This window comes from Bartonella sp. AP7XZML (assembly GCF_042195745.1).
In the GTDB taxonomy this organism is placed as follows: domain Bacteria; phylum Pseudomonadota; class Alphaproteobacteria; order Rhizobiales; family Rhizobiaceae; genus Bartonella.
Genome location: NZ_JBHIOT010000016.1, coordinates 89,849 through 116,362 on the forward strand (window position 1 = coordinate 89,849; position 26,514 = coordinate 116,362).

18 protein-coding genes and 3 pseudogenes are annotated in these 26,514 nt (G+C 35.9%); 11 read left to right on the forward strand and 10 right to left on the reverse strand.

All coding sequences use genetic code 11. The features are described 5' to 3' along the window. Positions 1-74 precede the first annotated feature (74 nt). From hflK to ACFILT_RS01330, 5 genes are all read left to right on the forward strand, one after another. On the forward strand, positions 75-1,214 hold the full coding sequence (gene hflK / locus ACFILT_RS01310; protein ID WP_375612019.1) for an FtsH protease activity modulator HflK: 1,140 nt from the start codon (positions 75-77) through the stop codon (positions 1,212-1,214). Positions 1,215-1,216: 2 nt separating this feature from the next. Further along, entirely contained in the window at positions 1,217-2,155 is a 939-nt protein-coding gene (hflC, locus tag ACFILT_RS01315) for a protease modulator HflC (RefSeq protein WP_375628861.1), read from the forward strand. A 151-nt stretch (positions 2,156-2,306) separates the two neighbouring features. After that, positions 2,307-3,830 (forward strand): Do family serine endopeptidase, encoded by a 1,524-nt coding sequence (locus ACFILT_RS01320; protein WP_375628863.1) that lies wholly within the window; start codon positions 2,307-2,309, stop codon positions 3,828-3,830. 707 nt (positions 3,831-4,537) lie between these two features. After that, positions 4,538-5,410, forward strand: coding sequence for a tRNA (adenosine(37)-N6)-dimethylallyltransferase MiaA (miaA, locus tag ACFILT_RS01325; RefSeq protein WP_375678594.1), 873 nt, complete (start codon positions 4,538-4,540; stop codon positions 5,408-5,410). Positions 5,411-5,680: 270 nt separating this feature from the next. After that, positions 5,681-7,480, forward strand: coding sequence for an acetolactate synthase 3 large subunit (locus ACFILT_RS01330; RefSeq protein ID WP_375632344.1), 1,800 nt, complete (start codon positions 5,681-5,683; stop codon positions 7,478-7,480). Positions 7,481-8,139: 659 nt separating this feature from the next. Here ACFILT_RS01330 and ACFILT_RS01335 read toward each other — a convergent pair. From ACFILT_RS01335 to ACFILT_RS01350, 4 genes are all read right to left on the reverse strand, one after another. After that, on the reverse strand, positions 8,140-8,649 hold the full coding sequence (locus ACFILT_RS01335; RefSeq protein WP_375678593.1) for a TauD/TfdA family dioxygenase: 510 nt from the start codon (positions 8,647-8,649) through the stop codon (positions 8,140-8,142). A 33-nt stretch (positions 8,650-8,682) separates the two neighbouring features. Then, on the reverse strand, positions 8,683-8,979 hold the full coding sequence (locus ACFILT_RS01340) for a hypothetical protein (protein ID WP_375679456.1): 297 nt from the start codon (positions 8,977-8,979) through the stop codon (positions 8,683-8,685). A 902-nt stretch (positions 8,980-9,881) separates the two neighbouring features. Beyond that, positions 9,882-10,322 (reverse strand): MFS transporter, encoded by a 441-nt coding sequence (locus tag ACFILT_RS01345; RefSeq protein WP_375679457.1) that lies wholly within the window; start codon positions 10,320-10,322, stop codon positions 9,882-9,884. Positions 10,323-10,596: 274 nt separating this feature from the next. Then, a complete protein-coding gene (locus tag ACFILT_RS01350; protein ID WP_375679459.1) occupies positions 10,597-11,523 on the reverse strand; it encodes a D-2-hydroxyacid dehydrogenase family protein in 927 nt (308 codons plus the stop codon). Positions 11,524-12,562: 1,039 nt separating this feature from the next. Here ACFILT_RS01350 and ACFILT_RS01355 point away from each other — a divergent pair. From ACFILT_RS01355 to ilvC, 3 genes are all read left to right on the forward strand, one after another. Then, entirely contained in the window at positions 12,563-13,684 is a 1,122-nt protein-coding gene (locus ACFILT_RS01355; protein WP_375629922.1) for an ATP-dependent RecD-like DNA helicase, read from the forward strand. 83 nt (positions 13,685-13,767) lie between these two features. Then, on the forward strand, positions 13,768-14,502 hold the full coding sequence (locus ACFILT_RS01360) for a pyridoxine 5'-phosphate synthase (RefSeq protein ID WP_375678900.1): 735 nt from the start codon (positions 13,768-13,770) through the stop codon (positions 14,500-14,502). Between the two features lie 1,068 nt (positions 14,503-15,570). Further along, the gene (gene ilvC, locus ACFILT_RS01365) at positions 15,571-16,590 is read left to right on the forward strand and encodes a ketol-acid reductoisomerase (protein WP_375612028.1); all 1,020 of its coding nucleotides are present in this window, start codon (positions 15,571-15,573) and stop codon (positions 16,588-16,590) included. Positions 16,591-16,716: 126 nt separating this feature from the next. Here the strand turns inward: ilvC and ACFILT_RS01370 are convergent, their stop codons facing one another. The 4 genes from ACFILT_RS01370 to ACFILT_RS01385 form a co-directional block, all read right to left on the reverse strand. Beyond that, positions 16,717-18,108, reverse strand: a complete 1,392-nt coding sequence (locus tag ACFILT_RS01370; RefSeq protein WP_375612029.1) for an amino acid permease — start codon at positions 18,106-18,108, stop codon at positions 16,717-16,719. A 1,011-nt stretch (positions 18,109-19,119) separates the two neighbouring features. Next, a complete protein-coding gene (locus tag ACFILT_RS01375) occupies positions 19,120-20,520 on the reverse strand; it encodes an amino acid permease (protein WP_375612030.1) in 1,401 nt (466 codons plus the stop codon). Positions 20,521-21,312: 792 nt separating this feature from the next. Further along, positions 21,313-21,792 (reverse strand): LysE family translocator, encoded by a 480-nt coding sequence (locus tag ACFILT_RS01380; protein ID WP_375678902.1) that lies wholly within the window; start codon positions 21,790-21,792, stop codon positions 21,313-21,315. Positions 21,793-21,942: 150 nt separating this feature from the next. After that, positions 21,943-22,551 (reverse strand): fumarylacetoacetate hydrolase family protein, encoded by a 609-nt coding sequence (locus ACFILT_RS01385; RefSeq protein ID WP_375678903.1) that lies wholly within the window; start codon positions 22,549-22,551, stop codon positions 21,943-21,945. Between the two features lie 622 nt (positions 22,552-23,173). Between ACFILT_RS01385 and ACFILT_RS01390 the strand changes: the two are divergent. From ACFILT_RS01390 to ACFILT_RS01400, 3 genes and pseudogenes are all read left to right on the forward strand, one after another. Continuing rightward, a pseudogene (locus tag ACFILT_RS01390) lies at positions 23,174-23,365 on the forward strand (DEAD/DEAH box helicase family protein); the annotation flags it as partial. A gap of 123 nt (positions 23,366-23,488) precedes the next feature. Beyond that, complete coding sequence (locus ACFILT_RS01395) at positions 23,489-24,136, forward strand: hypothetical protein (RefSeq protein WP_375679460.1); 648 nt, start codon at positions 23,489-23,491, stop codon at positions 24,134-24,136. Positions 24,137-24,165: 29 nt separating this feature from the next. Next, positions 24,166-24,345: a hypothetical protein gene (locus tag ACFILT_RS01400; RefSeq protein ID WP_375679461.1), complete on the forward strand. Its 180-nt coding sequence runs from the start codon at positions 24,166-24,168 to the stop codon at positions 24,343-24,345. Positions 24,346-25,684: 1,339 nt separating this feature from the next. On the opposite strand, the pseudogene ACFILT_RS01405 reads toward ACFILT_RS01400, so the two are convergent. Both ACFILT_RS01405 and ACFILT_RS01410 read right to left on the reverse strand, forming a co-directional pair. Next, positions 25,685-25,927, reverse strand: a pseudogene (locus ACFILT_RS01405) (hypothetical protein); the annotation flags it as partial. A 121-nt stretch (positions 25,928-26,048) separates the two neighbouring features. After that, positions 26,049-26,291 (reverse strand): annotated as a pseudogene (locus ACFILT_RS01410) (hypothetical protein); the annotation flags it as partial. Between the last annotated feature and the right edge of the window lie 223 nt (positions 26,292-26,514).

The window sequence follows — 26,514 nt, forward strand, 5'->3', positions numbered from 1 at the left end:
GAGGTAAGAGACACCCTATAAGATCAAGCAAATGGTTGGTGTTCGAGTAGTGGTAATCAGTTAAAGAGGTGATAATGCCCTGGACAAATCAAAATGGTGGTGGCCCGTGGAGTGGCGATAAAAACAGTGGTGACAAAAAAACACCAGCTAAGAATCTCTTTGGTTCTGGTGGCGGTAATGGTGGCGAAAATGGTCCTAATCTTAATGAAATTTTGCGCAAAGGGCAGGATCAGTTTAAACAATTCGGGAGAAGCAGTTTTTCTGTTTTATTCCTTCTGCTTATTGTGTTTTTTTGGCTATACCAGTCAATTTATATTGTTCAGCAAAATGAACAAGCGGTAGAGTTGCGCTTTGGCATCCCTAAAGAAGGCATTATTGGTGATGGGTTGCATTTTCATTTTTGGCCAATTGAGACCTATATGAAAGTACCTTTAACGGAAAAAACAATCGCGATTGGTGGGAAGCCCGGTCAGGCGCAACAAAGTGATGGTTTAATGCTTTCGAGTGATCAAAATATCGTTAATGTTAATTTTTCCGTTTATTATCGGATTTCATACCCTAGTCAGTTTTTATTCAATGTGAATGATCAAGAGGGAACTGTCCGCCAAGTTGCTGAGAGTGCAATGCGTGAGGTCATTGGTTCGCGGCCGGTTGATGATGTTTTACGTGACAAGAAAGAAGAAGTTGCTAATGACGTTAGAAAGATTATCCAGTTGACTGTGGATAAATATCAACTTGGTGTCGAAATAAGCCGTGTTTCTATCAGTGAAGCTGCTCCTCCGACAAAGGTTGCTGCTGCGTTTAATTCTGTTCAGCAGGCGGAGCAGGAACGTGGAAGAATGATTGAAGAGGGGAATCGTGTGCGTTTTACGAAAATTGGTTTAGCAAATGGTGAAGCTTCACGCACACGGGAAATCGCAAAAGGTGAAAAGGCACAAATGGTTGAAGAGGCAACAGGGCGTGCTGAACGTTTTCAGGCGATAGCTCGAGAGGCTGCGATTTCACCAGAAGCTGCTCGCTACCGTCTCTATATGGAGACGATGGGGCGGATTCTTTCTTCACCAAATAAGCTGGTTCTTGATCAGGCAAATTCTCCAGCGGTGCCTTATTTACCTTTGAATGAATTGTTGCGTAGCAAGTCATCGGAAAAAGTAAAGGCAACAGCAGCGCGTCCTGCGTTACTCTTAGATTCTCGTATTTCTGGAGGAGATTAATTATGCAGCAATCTCGCTTTTTGTTTGTTTTTAGTGCTATAGTGTTTGTTTTGATGATTTTGTGGATGTCCGTATTTATCGTCTATCCTCGTCAACAAGTAGCAATTAAGCGTTTTGGACAAATTGTTCAGGTAGAATCTAATCCTGGAATCTATTTCAAGGCGCCCTTTATCGATAAGATGATCATTGTTGATAATCGGTTATTGCGTTACGATGTTCCTACACAATCTGTACAGGTTCGTGGTGGTGCGTATTATGAGGTGGATGCGTTCTTTATTTACCGTATTACAGATCCTAAGTTGTTTTTACAGCGCATTGCTTCTGGGCGTCCACAAATTGCGGCACGTGAAAACCTTGCACCACGGTTTATTGACGCTTTGCGTGCTGTTTATGGTAAGCGAGAATTTAAAGCAGCCTTATCGGATGAACGAGGCGCGATGATGGCTGAAGTACAGAAGCAATTTTCTGTAGATGCAGGTTCGTTGGGTATTGCCATTGTTGATGTGCGTATTCGTAAAACCGATTTGACTGATGCTGTTTCAGAAGATGTCTATCGGCAAATGGCAGCTGAACGTGAAGCTGCTGCGGAAAATATCCGGGCTCGTGGTCAGCAGGAGCGAGATCGTATTGTGGCAGAAGCTAATCGTGAATATGAAGAAATTGTAGCAGCTGCAAAGCGTGATGCTGAAATTACCCGTGGTGAAGGTCAAGCTGAAAGTATTCGTCTTTTATTGAATGCGAGGGAGGCTAATCCGTCTTTTTACGATTTTTGGTTGGCGATGGAACAATACAAGAATTTAGAGAAAACACCGATGGTGATTTCTCCAAATGAGGATTTCTTTTTCTATTTTCGTAATCCGCCGCAGGCAAATAAAGCATTCTTACCGACAATGAATACTGGCCTCAGTAAAACTGATCCAAAATCGGGAGAGAATAGATAAAATAATGGATTGCAGATACGAGATTTTGCATGAAAAGAATGATCTGTGACCATTTTCTTTTATGGTAAAAGTGGTAGAGAGTATCGAGCCGTGCTGGTTTTACGTAGATAAATTTAGTGGGGCTCTTTGCATCTTTGATTAAAGGCATGTCATGGATAGAAGTGTCGTGAGTAAAAATACGTTTTTAAAGTTTTTTATCACAAGAGTTGTTTTTTGTGTGACTTTGTTTCTATCAGGATCAGTGAGTTTGTCTTGGGGAGCCGAGACAAGCAAGGCATTGCTTTCTATTCCTGATTTAGCTTCTGAGCTTTTGGAAACAGTTGTGAATATTTCCACGGCGCAGACTGTTGAAGGAACAGAACAGGATGCAAACACCTCGGTACCCGTTATCCCAAAAGATTCATTGCTGGAGGAATATTTCAGTGATTTTTTTACACCCAAGGATGGTCAAAAAGATAGTCAATTTCAAAAGGTGCGTTCTTTAGGGTCTGGTTTTGTGATTGATGCGCAAAAAGGGATTATTGTTACAAATTATCATGTTATTGTAGATGCTGATGATATTGAAGTTAATTTTACGGATGGTACAAAATTAAAGGCAAAGCTTCTTGGAAAGGATAGCAAAACTGATTTGGCGTTGCTTCAAGTCGATGCAGGAAGTAAAAAATTAAAAGCTGTGCGTTTTGGTGACTCAGAAAAAGCACGTATTGGTGACTGGGTTATGGCTATTGGTAATCCTTATGGTTTTGGTGGAAGTGTGACGGTTGGTATTATTTCTGCACGTAACCGTGATCTTAATGCTGGTCCCTATGATAATTTTATTCAAACAGATGCAGCAATTAATCGGGGAAATTCTGGTGGGCCGTTATTTGATAGAAATGGTGAAGTCATTGGCATTAATACAGCAATTGTTTCACCTTCGGGAGGATCTATCGGTATTGGATTTGCTATTCCATCGGATATGGCTCTTTCTGTTATTAATCAATTGCGTGATTTTGGAGAAATAAGGCGTGGTTGGTTGGCTATTCGTATTCAGCCGGTAACAGAGGATATTGCAAAAAGTTTAAAATTGGACAATGCTGTGGGAGCATTGGTGGCTGGTAAAATAGAACAGACGGAAGAAAATAATGTAGATAATAGCCAGTTACAAACTGGAGATGTTATTCTTTCCTTTGGTAATTCCAAAATTAAGCATGCACGTGATTTGCCGCGTTTAGTTGCAGAAAGTTCAGAAGGAAAAGTGGTGGACGTTACTATTTTACGCAATGGGCAAGAAGCAACAGTAAAAGTTAAGCTTGGACGTTTGATTGAAACAGATCCAAATGAAGATACAGAAGAAGTTGATGATAAAAAAAATCAAGATCTGTCGAAAAACGTGACAATGCAATTTATGGGAATGACGTTATCTGAACTGACAGAGGATTTGCGTCATCGTTATTCAATTTCAGACAAACTTCGAGGACTAGTGGTGACATCTGTTGCACAAAATAGTGCAGCGGATAAAAAGCGTATTCGCGTTGGTGAAGTGATTGTTGATATCAATCAGAGTTCTATCACAACAATTGATGAGGCTAAAAAACGTATTCATAAATTACGTGAAGCTGGACGCAAAAATGCTCTATTTATTGTAGCGCGTCCAGATGGAGAGTTACGGTTCGTAACGCTCCTAATGGATTGATCCTTAAAAAATTATTTTTTTGTTTTTTATTAGCCTTAGTAATGGGATATTTTGCAAGTCAGGCATGTGATGTCCAATGTTTCTCAAGCTCATTTCATGATAGAGAGCATGGGGTGTGCAATATAAAATCTATTGGAAATCGTCATATCTTTATGCTGGATATCAAAGTATAAATTGGTGCCATCATAGTATTTTTCAGTTCTCAATATTGTAACAGTCTAGACTTTGAAATGCTGCATAAGAGATATTGGTACACCTTTCTTAAGTCTATTTTTATCTCTGCTTGTGATGCGCAAGTAAATGGTATTGATATGATGCTTTATGAGGCTCTTATTATAAACCGGCGTAGCATGCTATTTTTATAGGAAAAAATAAAGCTGTTTGATTGTATAGGTTAAGTTCAGTATTATTTTTATAAATGATGACAAAGAGTATGTTTTTAATGGCCTTAACGGACAGAATTATTATAGCTGTGGTTTGTTATTGAATTATGATAGCAAAAAATGCTTGGAAATTCCTTTGGTGTTGTTATTAAGTCTATTTTTTCTTTTTTATAAGTTTCATAGGATTTTCTTTGTATTGAAGAGAATTTGTGTTCGTATTTTTGTTTGAAGTATTTACTCTATGATAATGGAGAGAAAATACAGGAAGGCTTTGGGGGTGTCTGCATGTTGCAATAAGTTATTGATTGGGAGAAATTGCTATTCATGGCACAAAGAACAGTTACATTAATAGCGGGGCCAACGGCAAGTGGGAAGTCAGAACTTGCCTTGCAAATGGCTCAAGAAAAGAATGCTCTCATTATTAATACTGATTCAATGCAGGTTTATGATGTTTTAAATATTTTAACGGCACGGCCGGGGGAGGCTGATACCGCGATTGTTCCCCATTATCTTTATGGTCATGTGAGTCCTACTTTGAATTATTCAGTAGGGCAATGGTTGTGTGATGTCGAGAAGCTATTGGCTACTTTTTCTTTAAGATCAGTTATTTTTGTTGGTGGGACAGGACTTTATTTTCGTGCTCTTTTAGAGGGGATTTCGGAAATCCCTCATGTTCCAAATGTTGTGCGGCAGAAGTGGCGTTTGCTGCTTGATCAAGAGGGACCTGAAAGTCTTTATCGCCAGTTGTTGCAGATTGATGCTGTTGTTGCTGAAAAAATTTCTTCGCACGATAGACAGCGTATTGTACGTGCTTTGGAAGTTTATGATGCAACCGGTAAGACGCTCAGTTGGTGGCAGAAACAAAAAACAACACCTATCATTGCGCCGAATTTGACCGAAAAAATTCTTCTCATACCACCACGTTCTCTGCTTTATGAACGTATTCATAAACGCTTGGATTCTATGATTGAAAGAGGAGCTTTAGAAGAAGTGGTGGCTATGAAAAAACTTAAACTTTCCCCTTCTTTACCAGCAATGAAGGCTATTGGTATACCTGAATTTATGGCTTATTTGGATGGATATAGAAGCTTTGAGAATGCTCTTGAAGCGGTAAAAATACAAACGAGGAGATATGCAAAAAGACAAATGACATGGTTTCGTAATCAATTTGATGAAGAATGGATGCTTACTTTTTGATACAAGAGTTAGAGCTTTGCAAAGAAACTTATCGAAAGATAAAAGATAATTCGTGAAAAAGAAATTTTTTAGAAAATATAATTTTTTATTGACGAATGGTATCAATGGAATTAGAAATCTTTCTACAAGGAATTTTTTATATATTTTATACGTTGGAATAATGGGGGTAATCATACAGTATGTGTTGTGTAATGGGCTCCTTTGGGGGCTTTTTTTATGGGCTCCGTTAGGGGCTTTTTTATTGTCCTATAAAGTAGGTGAGTGGGAAAAATGAGAAATGATCCAAGAAAGCAAGAGAGTGCAGATGGAAAAATAATGTCGGGCGCTGAAATAGTGGTTCAAGCTCTTATAGATCAAGGCGTTGAACATATTTTTGGTTATCCTGGTGGGGCTGTTTTGCCTATTTTTGATGTTCTTTATCACCAAGATACACTCCAGCATATTTTGGTGCGCCATGAACAAGCCGCAGGGCATGCAGCTGAAGGCTATGCACGCAGCACAGGGAAGGTAGGGGTTATGCTTGTGACTTCTGGTCCAGGGGCAACGAATGCTGTTACACCTTTGCAAGATGCTCTTATGGATTCGATACCTCTTATTTGTTTTTCTGGGCAGGTGTCAACAACGGTGATTGGAACAAATGCTTTTCAAGAGGCTGATACAGTTGGAATTACAAAGCCTTGTACGAAGCGTAATTGGCTGGTTAAAAATGTCAATGATCTTGCGGCTATTATTCATGAAGCTTTTTTTCTTGCTCAATCAGGTCGTCCTGGGCCGGTTTTGATTGATATTCCTAAGGATGTTCAATTTGCTTCAGGATTTTATAGAGCACCTCAAGTTCAGGAGTCTTTACATTCTTTTCCATCGTTGAAAGGGAATACTAAGGCTATTGAATCTGCCGTTTCTCTTTTAGTTGAGGCAAAACGCCCTATTATTTATTCTGGTGGTGGTGTTATTTCATCGGGGATGAAAGCTATACAGCTTTTACGTAATTTGGTTCAATTGGGGGATTTTCCGATTACTTCAACATTAATGGGACTTGGTGCTTATCCTGCTTCCGGTAAAAATTGGCTTGGAATGCTTGGAATGCATGGAACCTATGAGGCTAATATGGCCATGCATGATTGTGATGTCATGTTAGCTGTTGGAGCACGATTTGATGATCGTATCACCGGGCGCCTTGATGCATTTGCACCTCATGCGCGTATTATTCATATTGATATTGACCCTTCTTCTATCAATAAAATTGTAAAAGCAGAAGTTCCAATTATTGGTGATGTGGCTTGTGTTTTAGGAGATATGACGCAACTCTTAAAGATACAGCAACCAGCGTTTAATAGTGAAGTCCGTGAGGCGTGGTGGACGCAAATTAACCGTTGGAAAGCTCGTAATTCATTGGCATATGCGGAGAAAAAAGATGTCATTATGCCGCAATATGCTCTTGAACGGCTGTATGCTTTTACCAAAGATGCGAATGCTTATATTACAACGGATGTCGGGCAGCATCAGATGTGGGCAGCGCAGTATTATCATTTTGATGAACCAAAACATTGGATGACTTCTGGTGGTCTTGGAACGATGGGGTATGGTTTACCTGCTGCTATAGGTGTTCAAATAGCGCATCCTGATGCGCTTGTTGTGTGTATTTCTGGTGATGCCTCCATTCAGATGAATATTCAAGAGCTTGCAACAGCTATTCAGCATGACGCACCGGTGAAAATTTTTATTTTAAATAATCAGTATATGGGAATGGTCCGCCAGTGGCAGCAATTGCTGCATGGTAATCGTCTTTCTCATTCTTATACGGAATCTATGCCTGACTTTGTGAAATTGGCACAAGCTTATGGAGCCGTGGGAATTCATTGTTCAAAACCCGATGAACTTGATGATAAAATTCAGCAGATGATTGACTGTGATAAGCCTGTTCTTTTTGATTGTCGTGTTTATCATTTAGAAAACTGTTTTCCTATGATCCCATCGGGATGTGCTCATAATGAGATGTTATTACCCGATGAGGCAAGCGAAGAAGCTATTGCAAATGCTATTTCTTCCGAGGGAAAGATTCTTGTATAAAATGAATATGTTAACAAAATGGTGAAGGATGGTGATGATGAAGTCTTTGGAGTCTTCATCTCTGTCTCTTCTTTGTGGAGAGTTCCTATTATCCTTAGAGCTCATTTTATGATTTTCATTCTTTGTTTAAAGACATGGGGTGTATTATTATTTGTTCATCTAAAAAATGTTATAAGTCGTGTGCACAATTATGTTTGAATTTATTTGTACGCGATGTTTGTTTTTTTAATTCATATGTTCACATTAATAGCTATTTCGTTGCATTTTTTAGATAATACATTGAATTATCTGTTATAAATTAATTATGTTGTCTCATATATGAATGATTTCATCGTGCAAGAAAAAAAGCCACAGTGCTTGAAGGGTGCAACCATGCAAGCCGTTATGCCTATGAAAACAATAGAAAAGTTTGTTACTATGTTTTGGTTTTGCATTATGAAATTACTCCAAATAGCTCTTTCAGGGGCTTGATAGGAAAATCCCCCTAGCGGTTTAAAAGGAAGGGAAAAAATAACAAAAATCAAATGCAGCCATAGAAAACCAATAGGTCACCATAGCTTATAATCAGGTATGATTATGCGGGAGAAACCTATACATATGAGATGTATCGTCAATATATAAACCAGAATAATACTCAACATCATATCATTATCAGGATATTAACATTGAAAATTAAATACTCTTTCTTTTATTTGTTCTATATATCTATGATTCCATAAATCTGCAGACATAAACACTCTTTGAATCCACCGCATTGGATTTTTATAACGATCAAATGATCCAAAAAATTTATCTCTAGAGTGTAGGGCCCTTCTGTTATCAATGTATAATAATCTTCCTGGTTGTACATCAATTCCAAAAGATACAGCCTTAATAGCTTCATAAAAATGATCTGAAGCTTTCTTGGCTTTTTTTGACTGTGGCTCTAACATGCCTGGATAAAAAACAGCGCTGATATCTGGGAATTCACCGTCCCCTTGAACTAGGGGCACTTTACTTGTAGAGGTTACCCCATTTTTTCTCCATCTATAGGGAACATTAATTATATATAAATTATCCCTTAAGCTCCTCAAATCCTCCTCACTTAAAAGTTTTAAGGCTAGACGTGCATCAGATATTCTCGTTAACGGGCCATCAACGCCATTGCGAATACCAGATAAAAGTATCACCTTTAGGAGATAAATTTAAATCCGTTATAAATTTTAGTGCAGCATTTTCATATGAAAATCTAACTCAACTTCAGATCCTAATTCTGTATAATCTTTTTTATTATCCTCTAAAGGAACTAGGTTATTTACTATATGTTCGCCTTCAAACTTAATTGAATAAGGCTCTCCGATCAATAAAGAAAACATCATAATTAAATTTTCGCTAATATAGCCACTTTTACAAGACGCATCTAAATTGTAAGGATTAGGTGACATATTAATTTGTCTATCAACAGGAAGGTTTTCAAAGATTAAATATGGTCTAGGGGTAATAGACACCTTTTGGTTCATAAGAATTGTCAATATTCTATGTGGTAGCAGCGAAAATGCTATTTTTTTAACTCAACCGAATATTCAATACCACCGTATGGATCATAAATAACATGGTCTAAAGCCTCTCAAAGTTTGTCTCTTTCGACATTGCTCAACTAAAAAGTATTTTCCATTTATCATTATAATTTTCCCCAATTATATTTCCCTACTTTTTTATTAAGAAAAGTGAAAAAACAATAATTAAAATCAGCATGTTAGTAAATAAGTTTCTGTAAAATCTTAGATTAATCCAAATAATGGTGGAGCAGTAATAATTGCGATTTGATTTACAGATATTGCTAAACCCAGAGAAAACACAACGCTTTCTTTCGGCTTAAGAGTCTACAATATAAGCAGCCCAAGGGCCATACTATCCCATTCTTCCAAAAACTAACCAAGCAGATAAAATAGTTAAATAAATTATGAATCCACTCATGCCCAAAATTAATATTAAAATCAAAAAACGACTGCAATCATACAAAACAAGACAGGAAAAAACCGTCCTTTTCTACAATGATCACTCCATGCTGCTAAAATAATTCTTCCTAAGGCACCAGAAGCCTGTGAAACAAAAAATAAATAAGTACTTTTATCTAAAGACAGGTATAGATTCTATAAAAATAGATCGTTATAAAAATGGTTAAAACATATTGAACGATCACAAGTGAAACGCTTGGAAAAATAATATTCTTCATATGAAGCGCAGCCAACATTGCAAGACGAGATCTTACATTTGCATAGAACGAAATTCTTGCCTTGCTTTTTGGAACGATAGCGATAACTTTTGCTGGTGAGTGATAAAAAATAATAAATATACATCCCCCTAAAAAAGAAACTATGGCACCGACCAAAACGCACCTTGTATGCCATAGACAAGCACACTAGCAGGAAGAACTATTCCAGCTAATGCCCCCACAACCTAATGTTAACCTCGCCTGCCTTATTCCCATTGCAAATCCGCGCTGCGATTGTGGAAACCATGAAGAAACAGATTTAGCGCCACCGGGTTGAGCAGAACTATAAAATTCCCCTATAATTAGCAAACAAACCAAAAGGGAAATATAGTTATCTGCGATTTCTCCCAACAAAAGGGCGACAGAAACGCCGACCGCGCCAACTCCAACAATATAGCGCTCGTTAAACTTGTCTAGTAATTCGTCAGCTACAAGTAAACCAATAATAGGTAGGAACTGCGCTGCTGAAGACAGCAAACCTATCTGAGAGTTACTAAGCGAGAAATCTTTCTTAAAAAATTCAGCTAAAGGACCAATCCCTTGAACAAAGAAGCAGGCTGATGCTTGAGCGATAGTGGCAACAAGCAATACAATCCATCTATAATAATTTTTTCTATAAATTTATTATTGCTCACTCAGCCCCCTCCAATTAAAGTGCATTCCAATAAAGTGGCCTTTTTTAATGATTGCAATAATAAATTGTGTATTTTATGCTGATTACATAAAAATCTGTCCATACTATTGGTATTAATATGAAAACTAAGGAATATGCTTAATTTAAGGAAATAAGCTATTATGTGTCGTGCAAATTTGATAGGCTAGCGATATAAGATAAATTTTACAAACATTGGCTCAGCCGGCATTAAGTGCTCTTTATAAAAGAAGCTATATTTTGGCAAGCTTTTTCAAAATAATTCTCAAAGCTTTCTTCAGTCACATAGCCCAGATGTGGTGTGCAAAGAACTCTATCTGATTGCAATAATTTGCTCTCATATACTGGCTCGCTGTCGTAAACATCCAGTGCAAAGTAAGTTGAATTTTCCAAACTTAGTATTTTTTCTATCGCCCCTTTTTCAACCAAAGCTGAACGCGCTGTGTTAACAAAAATAGCATGTGGTTTCATGCTCAATAGATCATCTAATTTTATGATTTCTCTGGTTTTATCGCTTAAACGTAAATGGATGGATATAATGTCAGGACATGTAAAAAATTCATCTTTTGAATGCGTAAAATGATAACCTAAATTTCTTGCTTCTTGCGTTGAACGCTCGCTCCCATAAACCAAAATGGACATGCCAAAAGCTTGAGCATATTGAGCAACCATTTTACCAATACGCCCAAACCCGAATATTCCAAGAGTAGCCCCTTTCATTTGGTTGCCAAATGTTGTTTGCCATCGTCCTTTTTTCATACCAGACACAGATTTATAGAGTTTTCTACGCGCAGACATAATTAAGAGCCAGGCAAATTCAGCAGCAGAAGTTGGATCTCCACCACCGTCTAATATTTCAATTCCTAAGTCTCTACAAGCTTCTATATCAATATGTGAACCTATAGGGCTTGTTTGGCAGATTAATTTTAAATTTGGCAGTTTCAGGAGAAGATTTCTATCAACTATAGTCCGCTCTCTGATTAAGATAAGAATATCTATCTCTTTGAGTTTATCTTCTAAATCACATTCTTTAGCTAAATTATTTATAACCAGCACTTCATGTGATGTCATTAATTTTGTAATAGATTGTAATGTTAGGGTGGCTTTTTGATAGTCATCTGGAATTAATATTTTCAATTTAAACCTTCCGTTTCATTCATCAATATTTGAGCTCATTATTTCATTTCTAAAACAACCAAAAAGCAATCTCATCGCTGATATTTTGACATAACGCCAAGCCTATTAACAAATTATATCCCTTGATTTATTGTTATTTCTAGCAATAAGAATAGCATTAATCAGTTAGTTTTTATAAACTTTAAAACATTGCGACAAAAAGAAAAAGTTTAACTCAATAGATGGAGAATTGCGCTTTTCTCATATTCTAGAGGACGAACCTGAAGTGCTACGCTGGACTGAAGCCATGTCCCAGTTTTCTATAATAGACTACCAAGAAGGCCATACTTACGAACCATATTTTATTGTTGAAACAGAAAAAGCTACATATTTGTGCGAGATAAAGCGTGCTTCATATAAGTGTGATGTCTCTCTTTATTCGTTGAGATATCAATTATTTGTAGCATGAAGAGTAAATTTATTAAAATCATGATGAGAGGGAGATAGGAACTTTATAGGTGTATCATCATAGGATTAAGTCGTTTTGTTGAGAGCTATTTTTATTTCTGCTAAAAGGTTTTTGATATATTTAATTATTATTTCGTAATAGTGGATGTACTTTATTTTTATGTGCAAGAAAGCTGATTGATTGTGTAAAATAGCGTTCAAAAATTACATTATTTTTATCCTGTTAAGGACATTTTTTCTAGTGAGGGTTTTGCAATTGCAATACTCTTTTTCTCATTCTAAATTTTGGTTAGAAAAAGCGTATATAGCTGTTATTTTAAATTTAAGATATGCATCTTTCATTGTTGGTGTTACTGTTGTAAAAAATGATGTTTTATTTGATACGCATAAGGTGTTACCAAGAAGATCGATGTATAGATAAAATTTAGATTGTTACAATATCTTGAAAAAACAATGGGTAAATAATTGATAATTGTGCTACGAAAGTTGTTAGATGGGCGTGTGTCAGCAATTCTTAATAAAAAGGTTTTTCTTGATAGTCGGTTTTTTTCAAAATACTGCTCTTTTTATGCAAATCTTATGTTGGTAAGCTATGCAGTTTTCGCCGGAACAGGATAATGCATTGAAGGCTGTTGCCGCGTGGTTGAAGGAAGGGCGTTTTCCTCTTTTTCGCCTTTTTGGCTATGCGGGGACGGGTAAGACGACGCTTGCACGCTATTTTGCAGAGACAGTTGATGGTTCTGTTCAATTTGCTGCTTTTACAGGGAAGGCGGCGCAGGTTTTGCGTTCTAAAGGTGCAAGCAATGCTTGTACGATTCATTCGCTGATTTATTGTCCGCGTGGAGAAGAGGAAGTTTCCGATGAAATAACAGGAAAAAAATCTATTGCTCCAACATTTACGTTAAATCGAAGAAGTGCTGCTGCACAAGCTAAACTCATTATTGTTGATGAGTGCTCGATGGTAGATGAAAAATTGGCCCGTGATTTAATGAGTTTTCGAACGCCAATTCTTGTTCTTGGTGATCCAGGTCAATTGCCTCCTATATCAGGTGGAGGCTTTTTTTCTAATGGGGAACCAGATTTTCTTCTTTCAGAAATTCATCGGCAAGCGCGAGATAATCCGATTATACGTCTTGCTATGGATGTACGTGAAGGACGCGATATTGCTTATGGTGACTATGGAGAAGCGCGCGTTGTGACACGTAAAGAGGTCAATCAACAATTGGTTTTGGATGCTGATCAGGTCTTGGTAGGGGTTAATCGTACACGCCACCTTTATAATCAGCGTTTGCGTGTGTTAAAGGGATTTACAGCAGATTATCCACAAGCGGGAGATAAGCTGGTGTGTTTGCGAAATGATCCGATTAAAGGTTTGTTGAATGGCTCTTTATGGAAGGTGATGACTTCACAGAAGGAGACCGTTAAACCAAGTATTAATCTTCTTGTGAAACCAGAAGAAAGTGAGCGTGGGGTAGCAAAGATTAAACTTTTAAAAGCAGCGTTTGAAAACCCTGATCAAGAAATTTCATGGCAATTAAAAAAGCGATATGATGATTTTGATTATGGGTATGCATTAACGGTTCATAAGGCGCAAGGTTCTCAATGGAATAATGTCGTTTTGTTTGATGAAAGTTTTGCATTTCGTGATATGTATGCGCGCTGGCTTTATACGGGAATTACCCGCGCAGCGGAGCGTTTAACGATTGTTCGATAGAGAAAATATGTGTATCATCTCAGTTTCAGATGGAAAATGCCTTTTTTCTATCTTGTTACACACTATAAAAAATGGAAATGGGCATGGCGGTAAAACTTTCGGTTAATCTTAATGCTGTTGCTGTTTTGCGTAATCGACGTAATCTTCCGTGGCCAAGTATAACGAATATTGGGCATATAGCGCTTGCTGCTGGAGCAGCAGGTTTGACGGTTCATCCGCGCCCTGATGAAAGGCATATTCGTTTTTCGGATTTGCCAGATATATACTGTTTAATAAAGAACACTTTTCCTACTGCTGAGTTTAATATTGAAGGTTATCCCAGTGATCAATTTTTAGATATCGCTGAAAACTATGCGGATCAGATTACCCTTGTTCCTGATGATCCAGATCAGTCAACGTCTGATCATGGTTGGAATTTTGCTCATGATGCAGAATTTTTAGCACCTATTATTCAGAATTTAAAAAACAGAAAGATTCGTGTATCCCTTTTTGCTAATCCTACTGTCGATGGTCTTGATATTGCTAAAGCAATGGGCGCTGATCGTGTGGAATTTTACACGGGACCTTACGGTGGTGCATTTCAGGATAAAACAAAACAAGATCAAGAGCTCAATAAACTTGTTTTAGCAGCAAGAAGAGCAAAAGAATTGCAGTTAGGTATAAACGCAGGGCATGATCTGACACTTATGAATCTTTCTGCTCTTGTCAAAAATATTCCTTGGCTTGATGAAGTTTCTATTGGCCATGGGCTCATTGCTGATGCATTAGAGTATGGAATACATGAGACTGTTCAGCGTTTTATCCGGTTATTATCGTAATCTTTTTCTCTCTATAAAAATTGGAAAAGAAATTTTTATAGAGGTTTGCCAATTTATCTTAAAAAACAATTTTATATATGTTTGAGATAAATAGCACTATTATCGTGCATTATAAATATTCTATTGTTCCTCTATTTATTGGTTGCTTTCTATCTTTTGTTTTTGAGTGCATGCGATGTTTTTTATTTGTACTATCCATTATGAGGAAGTTTTAAAATCTTCTTATTATAATTTCTTTGAATGGAGAAGAAGTAGGGTTTTGAAAGTATTTCCCTTATAAAGGAGTGCGTAGGATTTTAATGGATCAATACACAAATTTTCTTGATATTTGAGCTCATTTTTGGGTTATCTGTAAATAGTATAACGTAAGATCTCCTTATGAATAAGCTTAATGCAATAGGAGCTGTTAAATAGAATGATGATATCGACTTGTAGCTTTATGAAGTAAAGAGAGTGATGTGCAATAAATCTTACACTATTATAGGGAATTCTTGAAAAGGGCTTGAGCATATTAAAATTTTTTTATAAGGCGCCATAAATGGATAACATAATAGCCGTATGGGGGCTTCTTCGTGTGAGAGGCGTGGATATTAAAAGAACGTAAAAAGTAAAAACATCCTCTCTATTATTCTAAAGATATTGTTGTATATGCTTTTGAAGGTTGTATTAAAACAATACTTGTTATTTTGTAATTTTTCTTGCTATCCGTATTGATTTGGTTCATGTTAAAGATTGTATGTTGTATCTTAATTTTTAGAATATAGCGTTTTGTTGCACGATAAAAGAGTAGAATATTAGCTAAATTTTCTTTAGAAATCTTATTTTGTGTAATTATTGTTTTTGTAGAATAGCAGTTGAAGTTTATTTGGGGATCCGTATATGTTTTAGGAATGTTTGGGGACTACAGTTTTTTCTATGCAATATGTAAACTTTAAAATTATTCAATTGCTGTGTTCTTATAAGCTGTGTTTTTTGTCTTTATAAGTGTGTGATGCACTGTAGATAATGTTTCTTATTGAATAAAAATAATCTGAAATCCAGTTTAAATAGAGAAAGAAGGAATTTTTTATGCGTGTTTATTATGATCGTGATGCGGATGTTAATCTCATTAAAGGGAAAAAAGTAGCCATTGTTGGTTATGGTTCTCAAGGGCGTGCGCACGCTTTAAACTTGAAAGATTCTGGTGTTAAAAATGTGCAAATAGCTTTGCGTTCAGGGTCGGAAACAGTAAAAAAAGCCATGGCTGATGGTTTTGAAGTGGTGAGTGTTGCTGAAGCAGCAAAATGGGCAGATCTCATCATGATGGCAACACCAGATGAATTGCAAGCTGATATTTATAAGGAACATATTCATGATCATTTACACGATGGGGCAGCGATTGCTTTTGCGCATGGTTTGAGCATTCATTTTGGCTTGATTGAACCTAAAAAAAACGTTGATATTGTGATGATTGCTCCTAAAGGTCCAGGGCATACAGTTCGTCATGAATACCAACGGGGTTGTGGTGTTCCTTGCTTAATAGCGGTGGCGCAAGATGCTTCAGGGCATGCACATAATGTAGCATTATCTTATGCATGTGGACTTGGTGGTGGACGTGCTGGGGTGATTGAAACAACATTTAAAGAAGAGTGCGAAACTGATCTTTTTGGTGAACAAGCGGTTCTTTGTGGTGGTCTTGTTGAATTGATTCGAGCAGGTTATGAAACATTAACACAAGCAGGTTATGCGCCGGAAATGGCTTATTTTGAGTGTTTGCATGAGGTTAAACTGATTGTTGATCTCATGTATGAAGGGGGCATTGCAAATATGAATTATTCGATTTCTAATACAGCTGAATGGGGTGAATATATGTCTGGTCCACGTGTGATTACGGATGAAACCAGAGCAGAAATGAAACGTATATTGAAAGATATTCAAACGGGTAAATTTACATCGAATTGGATTCAAGAATATAAAGCTGGTGCTGCTCATTTTAAAAGTATGCGGCGTTTAAATGATAATCATCCTATTGAAGAAGTGGGTAAAAAACTTCGTTCTATGATGCCTTGGATAAAATCGAATGCTTTGGTTGATAAAGAGCGTAATTGAAGATTCTACAGAGATATTTTGTCAATAGCTTTTATAATTTTATAGATAAATATAAAAAGGGTAACTTTAGTTACCCTTTTTATATGTTTTTTGTTTATATGTTTTTTGTAATATAAGCTTTATTTTTTAATTTTTTGCATAATTCTTTTTCCCAAAAAGAAAGTATACAATTCCTAAAAATATGAACCATGCTGGAGTGTATTTTAAAGCTATGGCAGTGTCAGCTTCTAATGACAATAAATAGATAATGAATGCAAAGAAAACAAGAAGCGCCCAACACATAACAACACCTCCTGGCATTTTATAAGGAGAGACAGTATGCTGGAGAGGACGATTGCGGCGATAGACGATATAGCTGATCAAAATGATAGACCATACAAATATAAACAAAGTTGCGGCAATTGTCGTAACAATTGTAAAAGCAGCTATGAGTGTTTGAGATAACGATACAACGGCATAACCAAATAAGATGCATATACATGAAAAGAATAATGCGTTGGCTGGAACGTGGTTACGAGAAAGTTTTCCTAAAAATTTAGGAGCACCTTTTTGTGTTGCTAGCCCATATATCATACGGCTGGTAGAAAAAATTCCACTATTTGCTGAAGATGCGGCAGCTGTGAGGACAACAAAGTTCATCAAACCTGCAGCAGTTGGGATACCAATAAGTGCATACATTGTTACAAATGGGCTTTTTTCTGGACTGATTTGATCCCACGGCGTCACAGACATAATCACAAGAAGAGAGAATATATAAAAGAATACAATGCGGATTGGTATTGAATTAACAGCCTGTGGTAAAGCTTTTTGAGGCTCTTTTACTTCAGCAGCAGCTGTTCCAGCGAGTTCAATGCCAACAAAAGCAAAAATAACAATTTGAAATCCAGCAAAAAAGCCTGTAATTCCTCGCGGAAAAATATTCCCACCGTTCCATATATGGCTAAGAGAAGCAACCGTACCGTTTGGAGAGACAAAACCGGTAAAGATCATATAAAATCCTACAACGATTAGGACTAGAATTGCTACGATTTTGATAAAACCAAACCAAAACTCAAGTTCGCCAAATAGTTTTACGGCGACGAGGTTAAGAATTAAAAAGGACATAAGACCAATTATAACAGGAATCCACGGATTGAGTTCAGGCCACCAAAAATGTGTATAAGTGACAATAGCAATAATTTCAGCAGTTCCAGTGACAATCCAACACAACCAATATGTCCAGCCGATAAAGAATCCGGCACATGGCCCTAGAAGATCGGTTGAGAAGTCAATAAAAGATCGGTATTGTGTATTAGAAAGCAATAACTCTCCCATAGCACGCATGACAAAGTATAGAGCACAACCAATAATTGCATAAACGAGTAGAATTGAGGGGCCTGCTACACTGATTGTTTTTCCTGATCCCATGAAGAGACCTGTTCCAATCGCTCCACCAAGGGCTATAAGTTGTATGTGTCGGTTATGTAGTCCACGTTGCAATTTCTTCTTAGGTTTTTTTTCTAAATTTTGTTTGTTCATTTTTGGGGAGTTCTCCTTAGTTATTTTTAAATAAAAATTACCCTAAAAAAGGTAATTCCTTCTATAGGAACACGCTATGGTTAAGGAGTAAAGGAATTTTTTTCTATGACTATATGTGAATAAAGCAAAAACATTATTAATTAATGGAATAATTATTTTATATATAAGAAACAAAAGATAAATTGTATTATATTTTTTTTGATTTTTTATGTTTTATACATAAGTTATATATATAATATATAATATAATTTATATTATATATTATTATTAGTTGTATATAAATAATAATTTATATTTATGTATATTTGTTTGTAGTAATTTTATATAAATATCTTTATATTTAAAATTATTTATTTATAGATATTGTTATATATATAAAAATATAAATAAAATTGTAAATTTATTAAATATAAAACTTTGTATATAAATAAAATAATTTTAAATGGTTAAATTATTATTTAAAATATTAAAAAATATATTTAAAATTTACATTTAAGTATTAATATTTAAAATTTATTACAAATAGAAAAATATTTTCATAGAATCTTTTTTTATTGCAGATAGCTATTAAGATATATTCTGTTTAGAGCTATATTTTTAATTGTGATAAAAAATTGAATATAAATTTTTTGGGGGGAAAGTTTTAGATAAATCTCATGTTTTATTAGTAAACAATGTCAGTGAAGTTTATAGAGAATTTTTTACAGAATAGCTCGTTTCTTATCCTATTGTGCAGTAAAATACTGTTGTGTAGAGTACTGATATAAAGCATATAACATTTTACGCATTAAGTATTTTTAGAATGGGTGGTGAGTGTTCAGGGCAGGGCTAGCCCATAGAGCCTTATGTAGGTGAACCATATAAATGATCAGCAGCATTCCCCCTTAATAAGCCGGATTGTTTACAAACCGGTGCCGGTAGGAATCGTCGTTTTTTGATGTTTGGGGAGGAGGTTAAGTAGAAAAGGGTAACTAAAATTACCCTTTTTTGAGATGTTTTTATGTATAGACTTTATTTGTTACCTTGAGTTATTTTTTTCTTTACAAACATAAAATACATTATACCTAAGAAAACAAACCAGAATATACTATATTTTAAGGCTAGTAGAGTATCAGCTTCTAATGTCAACAAATAGAGCATGAAAACAAAGAAAACTAAAATTATCCCACACATGATAACACCTCCTGGCATTTTATAAATGGATTCAGCGTGTAGATGAGGGCGATTGCGACGATACACAATATAGCTAATCAAAATTACAGACCATACGAATAAAAATGCAATAGCTGAAATGCTTGTCACAATTGTAAAAGCACTTATGAGGCTTGGAGAGAGTGAGGCAATTGTATACCCTATTAAAATACATAAACAGGAAAAGAATAGAGCATTGGCTGGAACATGGTATCTGGAAAGTTTACCTAAAATTGGAGGGGCACCTTTTTGTGTTGCAAGTCCATATATCATACGGCTGGTAGAAAAAATACCACTATTTGCTGAAGAGGCAGCTGAGGTGATAACGACAAAGTTTACCAAGCCAGCAGCTATCGGAATGCCTGCAAGCCAAAACATCGAGACAAAGGGGCTTTTATCTGGAACAATTTGATCCCAAGGTGTGACAGACATAATTACAGCGAGAGAAAAAATGTAAAAGAGTACAATACGGACTGGTATTGCATTAATTGCTTTGGGGAGAACTTTTTTAGGTTCTTTTACTTCAGCAGCGGTTGTTCCAGCAATTTCTATACCAACAAAAGAAAAAATGGCAATTTGAAATCCAGCAAAAAAACCTGTCATTCCTCGCGGAAAGATATTGCCATCGTTCCATACGTGATTGAGAGAAGCAACCGTACCATTGGGAGAGGTAAAGCCCGTAACGATCATATAAAATCCCACAACAATTAATGCTAAAATTGCGACGACTTTGATAAGACCAAACCAGAATTCAAGTTCACCGAATAGTTTCACGGCAAAGAGGTTAAAGATTAAAAAGACACTAATGCAGGTAAAAACGGTAAACCATGGATTGAGTGTTGGCCACCAAAAGTTCATATAAGTGATGATGGCAATAATGTCAGCAGCTCCAGTTACAACCCAGCTCAACCAATAGCTCCAGCCAACAAAGAAAGCGATTCCCGGTCCTAGCATATCGGTTGAAAAATCAATAAGAGATCGGTATTGTGAATTAGAAAGCAACAATTCTCCCATAGCACGCATGACAAAGTATAGAGCAAAACCGATAATAGCATAAACGAGTATGATGGAAGGACCTGCTACACTAATTGTTTTTCCTGCCCCCATGAAGAGACCTGTTCCAATAGCACCACCAATGGCTATAAGTTGTACATGTCGGTTGTGTAGTCCACGCTGCAACTTATTCTGAGAATTATCTTTTAAATTTTGTTTGTAGCTCATTTTTTGGGGGTTCCCTTTAATTATTTTGAGATTAAATTACACTAAAAAAGCATTATTTTGTATCGAAGCATGATATAAATGAGGTGTAAAGGAAAAAAACGTTTTTTATGATTTTGTGTGGATAAAGAAAAGAATATGCTTTTGAAAAAAGAGAATGTTGTCCTCTTAAATAACGTAACAGATATTTGAATAGGGAGCTTTTTATTGTTATGAATAACAAATAAATTGTTCATTAAAAAAATAAATTGTTCATTAAAAGACGTGGGGCTTTTAAAATTATTTCAGAAAGTTGTCAGGAGTTTTTATAATTTTTTGAAACTTATTATTTGTAATCAGTGCATTATTTATTATTATTCATAATGGTGAGAGTTTTACTTTTTGCTCAAATAGCACTCGAGAGTTCTCATCTTAGTTTAAGAAACAATTTTTAATGGAAAATTAAAATGATTTTTAAAATCATTTTTTTGTTTGTATGGTGCTATCATAAATCAAAAAGTTACTTTTGTTTCATAAACGAAAAGAGGAATATCATAGCTTATTTTTTTTAAAGTGATGAATAAGGATTTTGTTTAGATATTGGTAACATTTTATAAAATGTTACGAGAAACTCACATTGTTTACACAAACGTCCTTGAGAGTATGATAAAGAAATGCAACGTAATTCAGTTATATAAAGAAAAAAAGAACTGGGGATTGTATAAGCTCTGTTAGAGATTGAGCTATTCATAGTGAGAGACAGAATCAGGAAAAGATTGCTCTATTAACTTTACAATTTGTTATCAAAAGATAAAACTATCCAAAGAAAATGAAAAAAGAAAACAGAGATAAAACTGTTCCTGTCGCAATGTTAATCGAGCCTTTTACCCGCTGCTTTTTTAAGGCGGTACTGGCAAATGATATAAAAATGGTCATTAAAGTAAACCATGCAAAGATGTTGAAAGAATGTATTGTGACAAGTTCAAAACCTTTTTTAATGCTATCTCCAGAAGCTAAGAATTTTGGAAAAGCTGCTATGTAAAATATAGATACTTTGGGGTTTAGTATTTGTGTCAGAAAACCGTCCATATAGCTGGTTAAAAGCTTTGTTTCACTCGTAGCATGCTTTTCATTCGTTGAACTTCTTTCTTTTGAATTTAAGCTGTGTATTCCAGATTTAATTGATTTAAAGCCCATGTATAATAAATAGCTGCCACCCATGAGTTTTACTAAAAAAAACAGCGTTTTGTTGTTGAGAATGAGCGCTGATACACCTAGGTGTGGAAAATGCCCCATGCACATATGTTGCTGTACACAATCCTAAAACGTTTACAAATGCGTTCTTTCTTCCCAATCTCGTTGCATTATCGATGATAAGGGCCATATTCGGCCCCGGTGAGATGACTAAAAAAAATGAAACAATGAAAAAGGTCAGTATTTGATGATTCATTTTACTTTTAGCTCTGAAATTAATTGATTTTCGAGATACAATTCTATTCTGTCAAACTGAGAAAGTTTTCCGACACCCTGTGGAGTGCCTGTGTATATGAGATCACCACGTCTTAGCTGAATGTAGTGACTTAAAAATGAGATTATCTTCTCAAAGTTAAAGATCATATTTTTCGTATTGCCAACTTGTCTTGTTTCGCCATTTAACTTCATTGCAAAGGTTATTGGGTTGTTTATTTTTTCCTTGTTTATGAAGTCAGAGACGTATGCGGCGCCTTTAAATCCTTTCGATAAAAGCCAAGGAAGCTTTTTTTCTTTCAGTTTTGTTTGCAAATCCCGCGCTGTGAGATCAAGACCGATTGCTACGGCATCATAGCATTCTTCTGCTTCTTCCTCCATGATCATGAAAGCGTCCTTTGAGATTTTGAGCACAATTTCGGTTTCAAAATGTATTTCTTTGGAAAAATCAGGGAGATAAATTTCATTGCCTAAAACGAGTGAACTTTTGGGCTTGCTAAAGATAACAGGTTCATCTTCAACAACATTACCTAGTTCATGAACATGTTCAACATAATTGTATCCAACACAGTAGATGTCATTTATCATGGGAGCCCTCCAAATTTTTCATTTTCTCTTTGTATAGGCAAGAGAAAACTTTGCAAACAACATTTTTTCTTATATCGCGTTTTGCGTTTTCTGGAAAAGAAGCATTATGTGGGTTAATGACTAACCACGATGACAGCCCTTCGCATTATCCTCTTTTGAAGAGTGCTCAATCTTATAGTTTTTGAGATTATTTTCATTTTGATTGCTAATCTCCTGAAATTACTTTATTACTTAAAGAGTGATTTTGCTCGTCTACGCAGCGATTAGTAGGGTCTGAAAGCCCTAAAGTTCGATCATAAATGAGCCCACTCTGTGGGTGTCTCGGAATTATGGGATATTTTTCTATGTCTAGGTGCTATGAGCACTAAAAGTAAAAATCTGGTTCGTATTCAATACTTTCAGGCTCTCGGAATACTAATGCGAGGGTGCTCGCAACCGGCGGGGGATTTGAAAGTGAAAAGCAAAAAGCCACATTTTAACGACATTTCTATAGGCAAAAAATCGCTTTCAAAGAAAAATGCTGGGAATGTCGTAAAAGCAATTAGGGCACCAATTAGGGATAACTTTTCAACAAATCAAAAAGTATGAGAAAGTCTGTGATGGTTAAAAAGAAGCAGACCGTGGCAAAGTTATTATGGCATTTGGAACGGAGAAGATTTTTACCAGCTTTAAGATAGCACAACAAATAGCCGGAACTGGAGAGCGTGTTTTGTTTCTCGTGCCTTCTCTGGCTTTGATGTCACAAACGATAAGAGAATGGACACGCTATACAGAAGTACTGTTTCATTCCTTTGTGGTGTATTCTGATACATAAGTTGGCAAGCGTCGTAAAACAAAGAAGCTGCTGCCGAACTCGATGTCTCAGATCTCGCTCTATCAGCTATCAACTGATGCTTAAAAGCTTTGAAAAAAAGCAAATAAAGTATTAGTAAATGCAATGACTGTGGTGTTTGCTACTTACCAATCAATCCAAGTGATTGCGGATGCCCAAGAGAAATACGGTTTATCAGAATTTGATCTGATCATTTGTGAAGCAGCGCAGGTTAAGGCAGATAAGGTAGAACCTTTGATTGTAGAAGCCAAGGAAGTAGCTGAGACTGCGAAGACAACAGCGGAAGAAGCGAAGAGTGTTGCGGAGCAAGCAAAAGAAGAAGCTGATACGACGAAGCAAGGGCTTGGAGAGGTCAAGAGTTCATTAGACACGGTGACAGCAACGACAAATTCTGCGAATACAGCCGCCTCTGAGGCAAAAGTGTTAGCGGAAGAAGCGAAGAGTGCATTGACAGAAGTTCAAGAGAAGGCACAGAGGAACAGTGACAGTCTTTCTGAACTTCAAGGTAAGGTAGGTTCTCTTTCCACTAAATTTTTAGAGAATGTGCGTTTTCATCAACCTGACAGAATTCTGGAAGCCGATCCGAAAAATAGAAAAGGTCTTGTGATCAATGACGGGGCATGTTTTCGCTTTTATCATGGTGAAGAGAATGGGGGTAGGTACCTCTTTTACCGCATTCCAGGGCGTGGAAGGATGACTTTTGACGAAGATCTTGAAGCAGGAAAGGATTATTATATATATATCTCATCTTAAAAGATCAGACGAATGCGCTATCCTTTGAAATTTCGCAAAATCCAACGGCTCCTGATGGCTATACAGAGGATAATTCTGAAAAGATCGGTGGATTTCATACGCTATGTGCGGATGTTGGTGAGATTGAAGGCCATCTCTTAATCGGTCATATAAGATATAATACTAAAAAATACAATAAAGTCAATAGTTTGAGTGTAATTATTTTATAAGAATCCACACTTTTATGCATGATTCATTTAACTATTTTTTATATAAGATTGCCATGTATGAATAGACCATAAAAAGCAAATCATCATGTAAATGTTATAACGCATGTGTCATTCAAATGAAAAGCAGATATCATTCATAACAGTTTATAAATTTATGATACGTTTTTATCACAGCACAAATTACATTGTTTTAAAATTTAATTGTTTGGAATTATCGATAACATACGTTTAAAGATTGGATTATTATCACATGATAAAAACATAAAATTACACTTCTCAAAATTGAGAAGCGTAAAATAGAGAGCTGTTATAACAGCATCATCATAACACCGAACATTTTAAAGATTGCATAAAAGGAATTAAAGACAAGATCGCTTTTAAAAACGCTTTCTAAAAATTTAGAAACGATAAGTAAGCAGCATAAATATAGTATCATCACAACAGCTGTGCTAATTTTTAAAAACGAAACTGTATTCGCTTCCACAAAAAAATGGAAACGAACAATGCCATAGCAGTAGAATACTATCTACTTAGATATGGTACTAAAAAACGTTTTAAAAGTTACCGTTTAAAAGCACAGAGCCAAATATGGACTGAGTGATTTACTCACCCCAAAATTGGGGGCAGCTATTGAGACAAAGATAAGCAAGCAAAATTCAAAAATATTTTAACATCATAAGGCATGGGATTTTACTTAATTTTGCTAGCCAAATATAGAGCGATTAATTTGCAAAGAAGTTACATTTGAGTGCAAAATGAAAATACGCTTATGAAAGCTTTTCTAAATGCATGTTTAAACGTTTGAAACTGATATTTATAACAGTTTTTAAAGCCTTGCGTTTGATAAAATCGGTTGTTTATTGTCTTATGAGAGATTGTTTTGAAAACCAACGCTCGTAAATGTAAAAAGCGGGTTTTGATAAAGCTACCAAGCATTTTGATAATGTGCTTTATTTTTTTTAAGATAAAGACGTTATGATTGATACGTTTGATAGCCATAAAAGCGTTTATAGGCTCTGTAATTCAAATGAGTGATTAAGATCATACGCAACATTTACATTCCTTTTGATAAGTTTTCATATCTCTCATAGAGCACTTGCAATATGATACGTTTTGTATATATGCACTCATTACTCCATTGTGGATGATTCATTTTAATCAATAAGAAACGCTATTTGAAAGCCGCGTCATATCACTTGGCACGGCTTTCTTTTATTTTACTCTCTCTTTTATGATATGTTTATAGCAATGCATTTTATATGCGTTTATACACCATAAAAAGGCACGCCCTCCATATCTATTTTTATTCTGTTTTATCAGTTATATTGACAACATTATCGTTTTCATAAACCCTAGCATTGCCATAAACCCTTGCATTTTCATAAACGTGACCATTTTTAAACACAAGAGCCTCATCATAGACCCAGCAATTGCCCTCATGAGAGAGGTTATTTTCCTTTTCAATAAAGCCACCTAAAGTACCTGCTTTGATATCAGAAAAGTCTTTTAATGCTTTAATGCGATAAAGAATATGTTTACCAAATACACGCGTTTCATTTGTGAGTGCAAACTTCTTTTGCATGAGCACAATTCCTTTATAAAGAGATTTAAATTTTTAAATGAGATGTTTAAAGGAGGGCGCCCCCGCCGCGCCCACGCGTTATTTAAGCAGCGTCTTTTAGTGACTGATTATCATCATAGATATCATTACGAATTTTAGCAACCAGATCAATGCCGATATCACGCCCATCTTCCCCATGCTCTTTTGCCCATTCACAATAGGTTTGAACCTTTTCATATTCTTGGCATTGTAGAGGGTCTTGCGTCAAATAAGCAATTACAAACTTTTCAAAAGAAGTTCCTCTATTGCGCGCACTTTCTGTATGATCACGGTAGGATTGTAACAGAGAGCGTAATGTCAGTGGTTTGTTATGAGATTGAAGCATTTATAATAAAACCCCACCGCTTTATAAGCGTTGATCTATCGATGTCAAAAAACTTTAAATAGAATCTGCTAGATCTATTTAAAACAAATAGCAATAATAAAATAAAAAAAGGGTGCTAAAGACCCACAACCTGCTTAAAAAGAAAGTTTATTAAATGCTACTTATCCACAGCCCATGGCATAGGATAAGATCAGCAAAGTAGTGAAATTTGCTGTTTATTTTA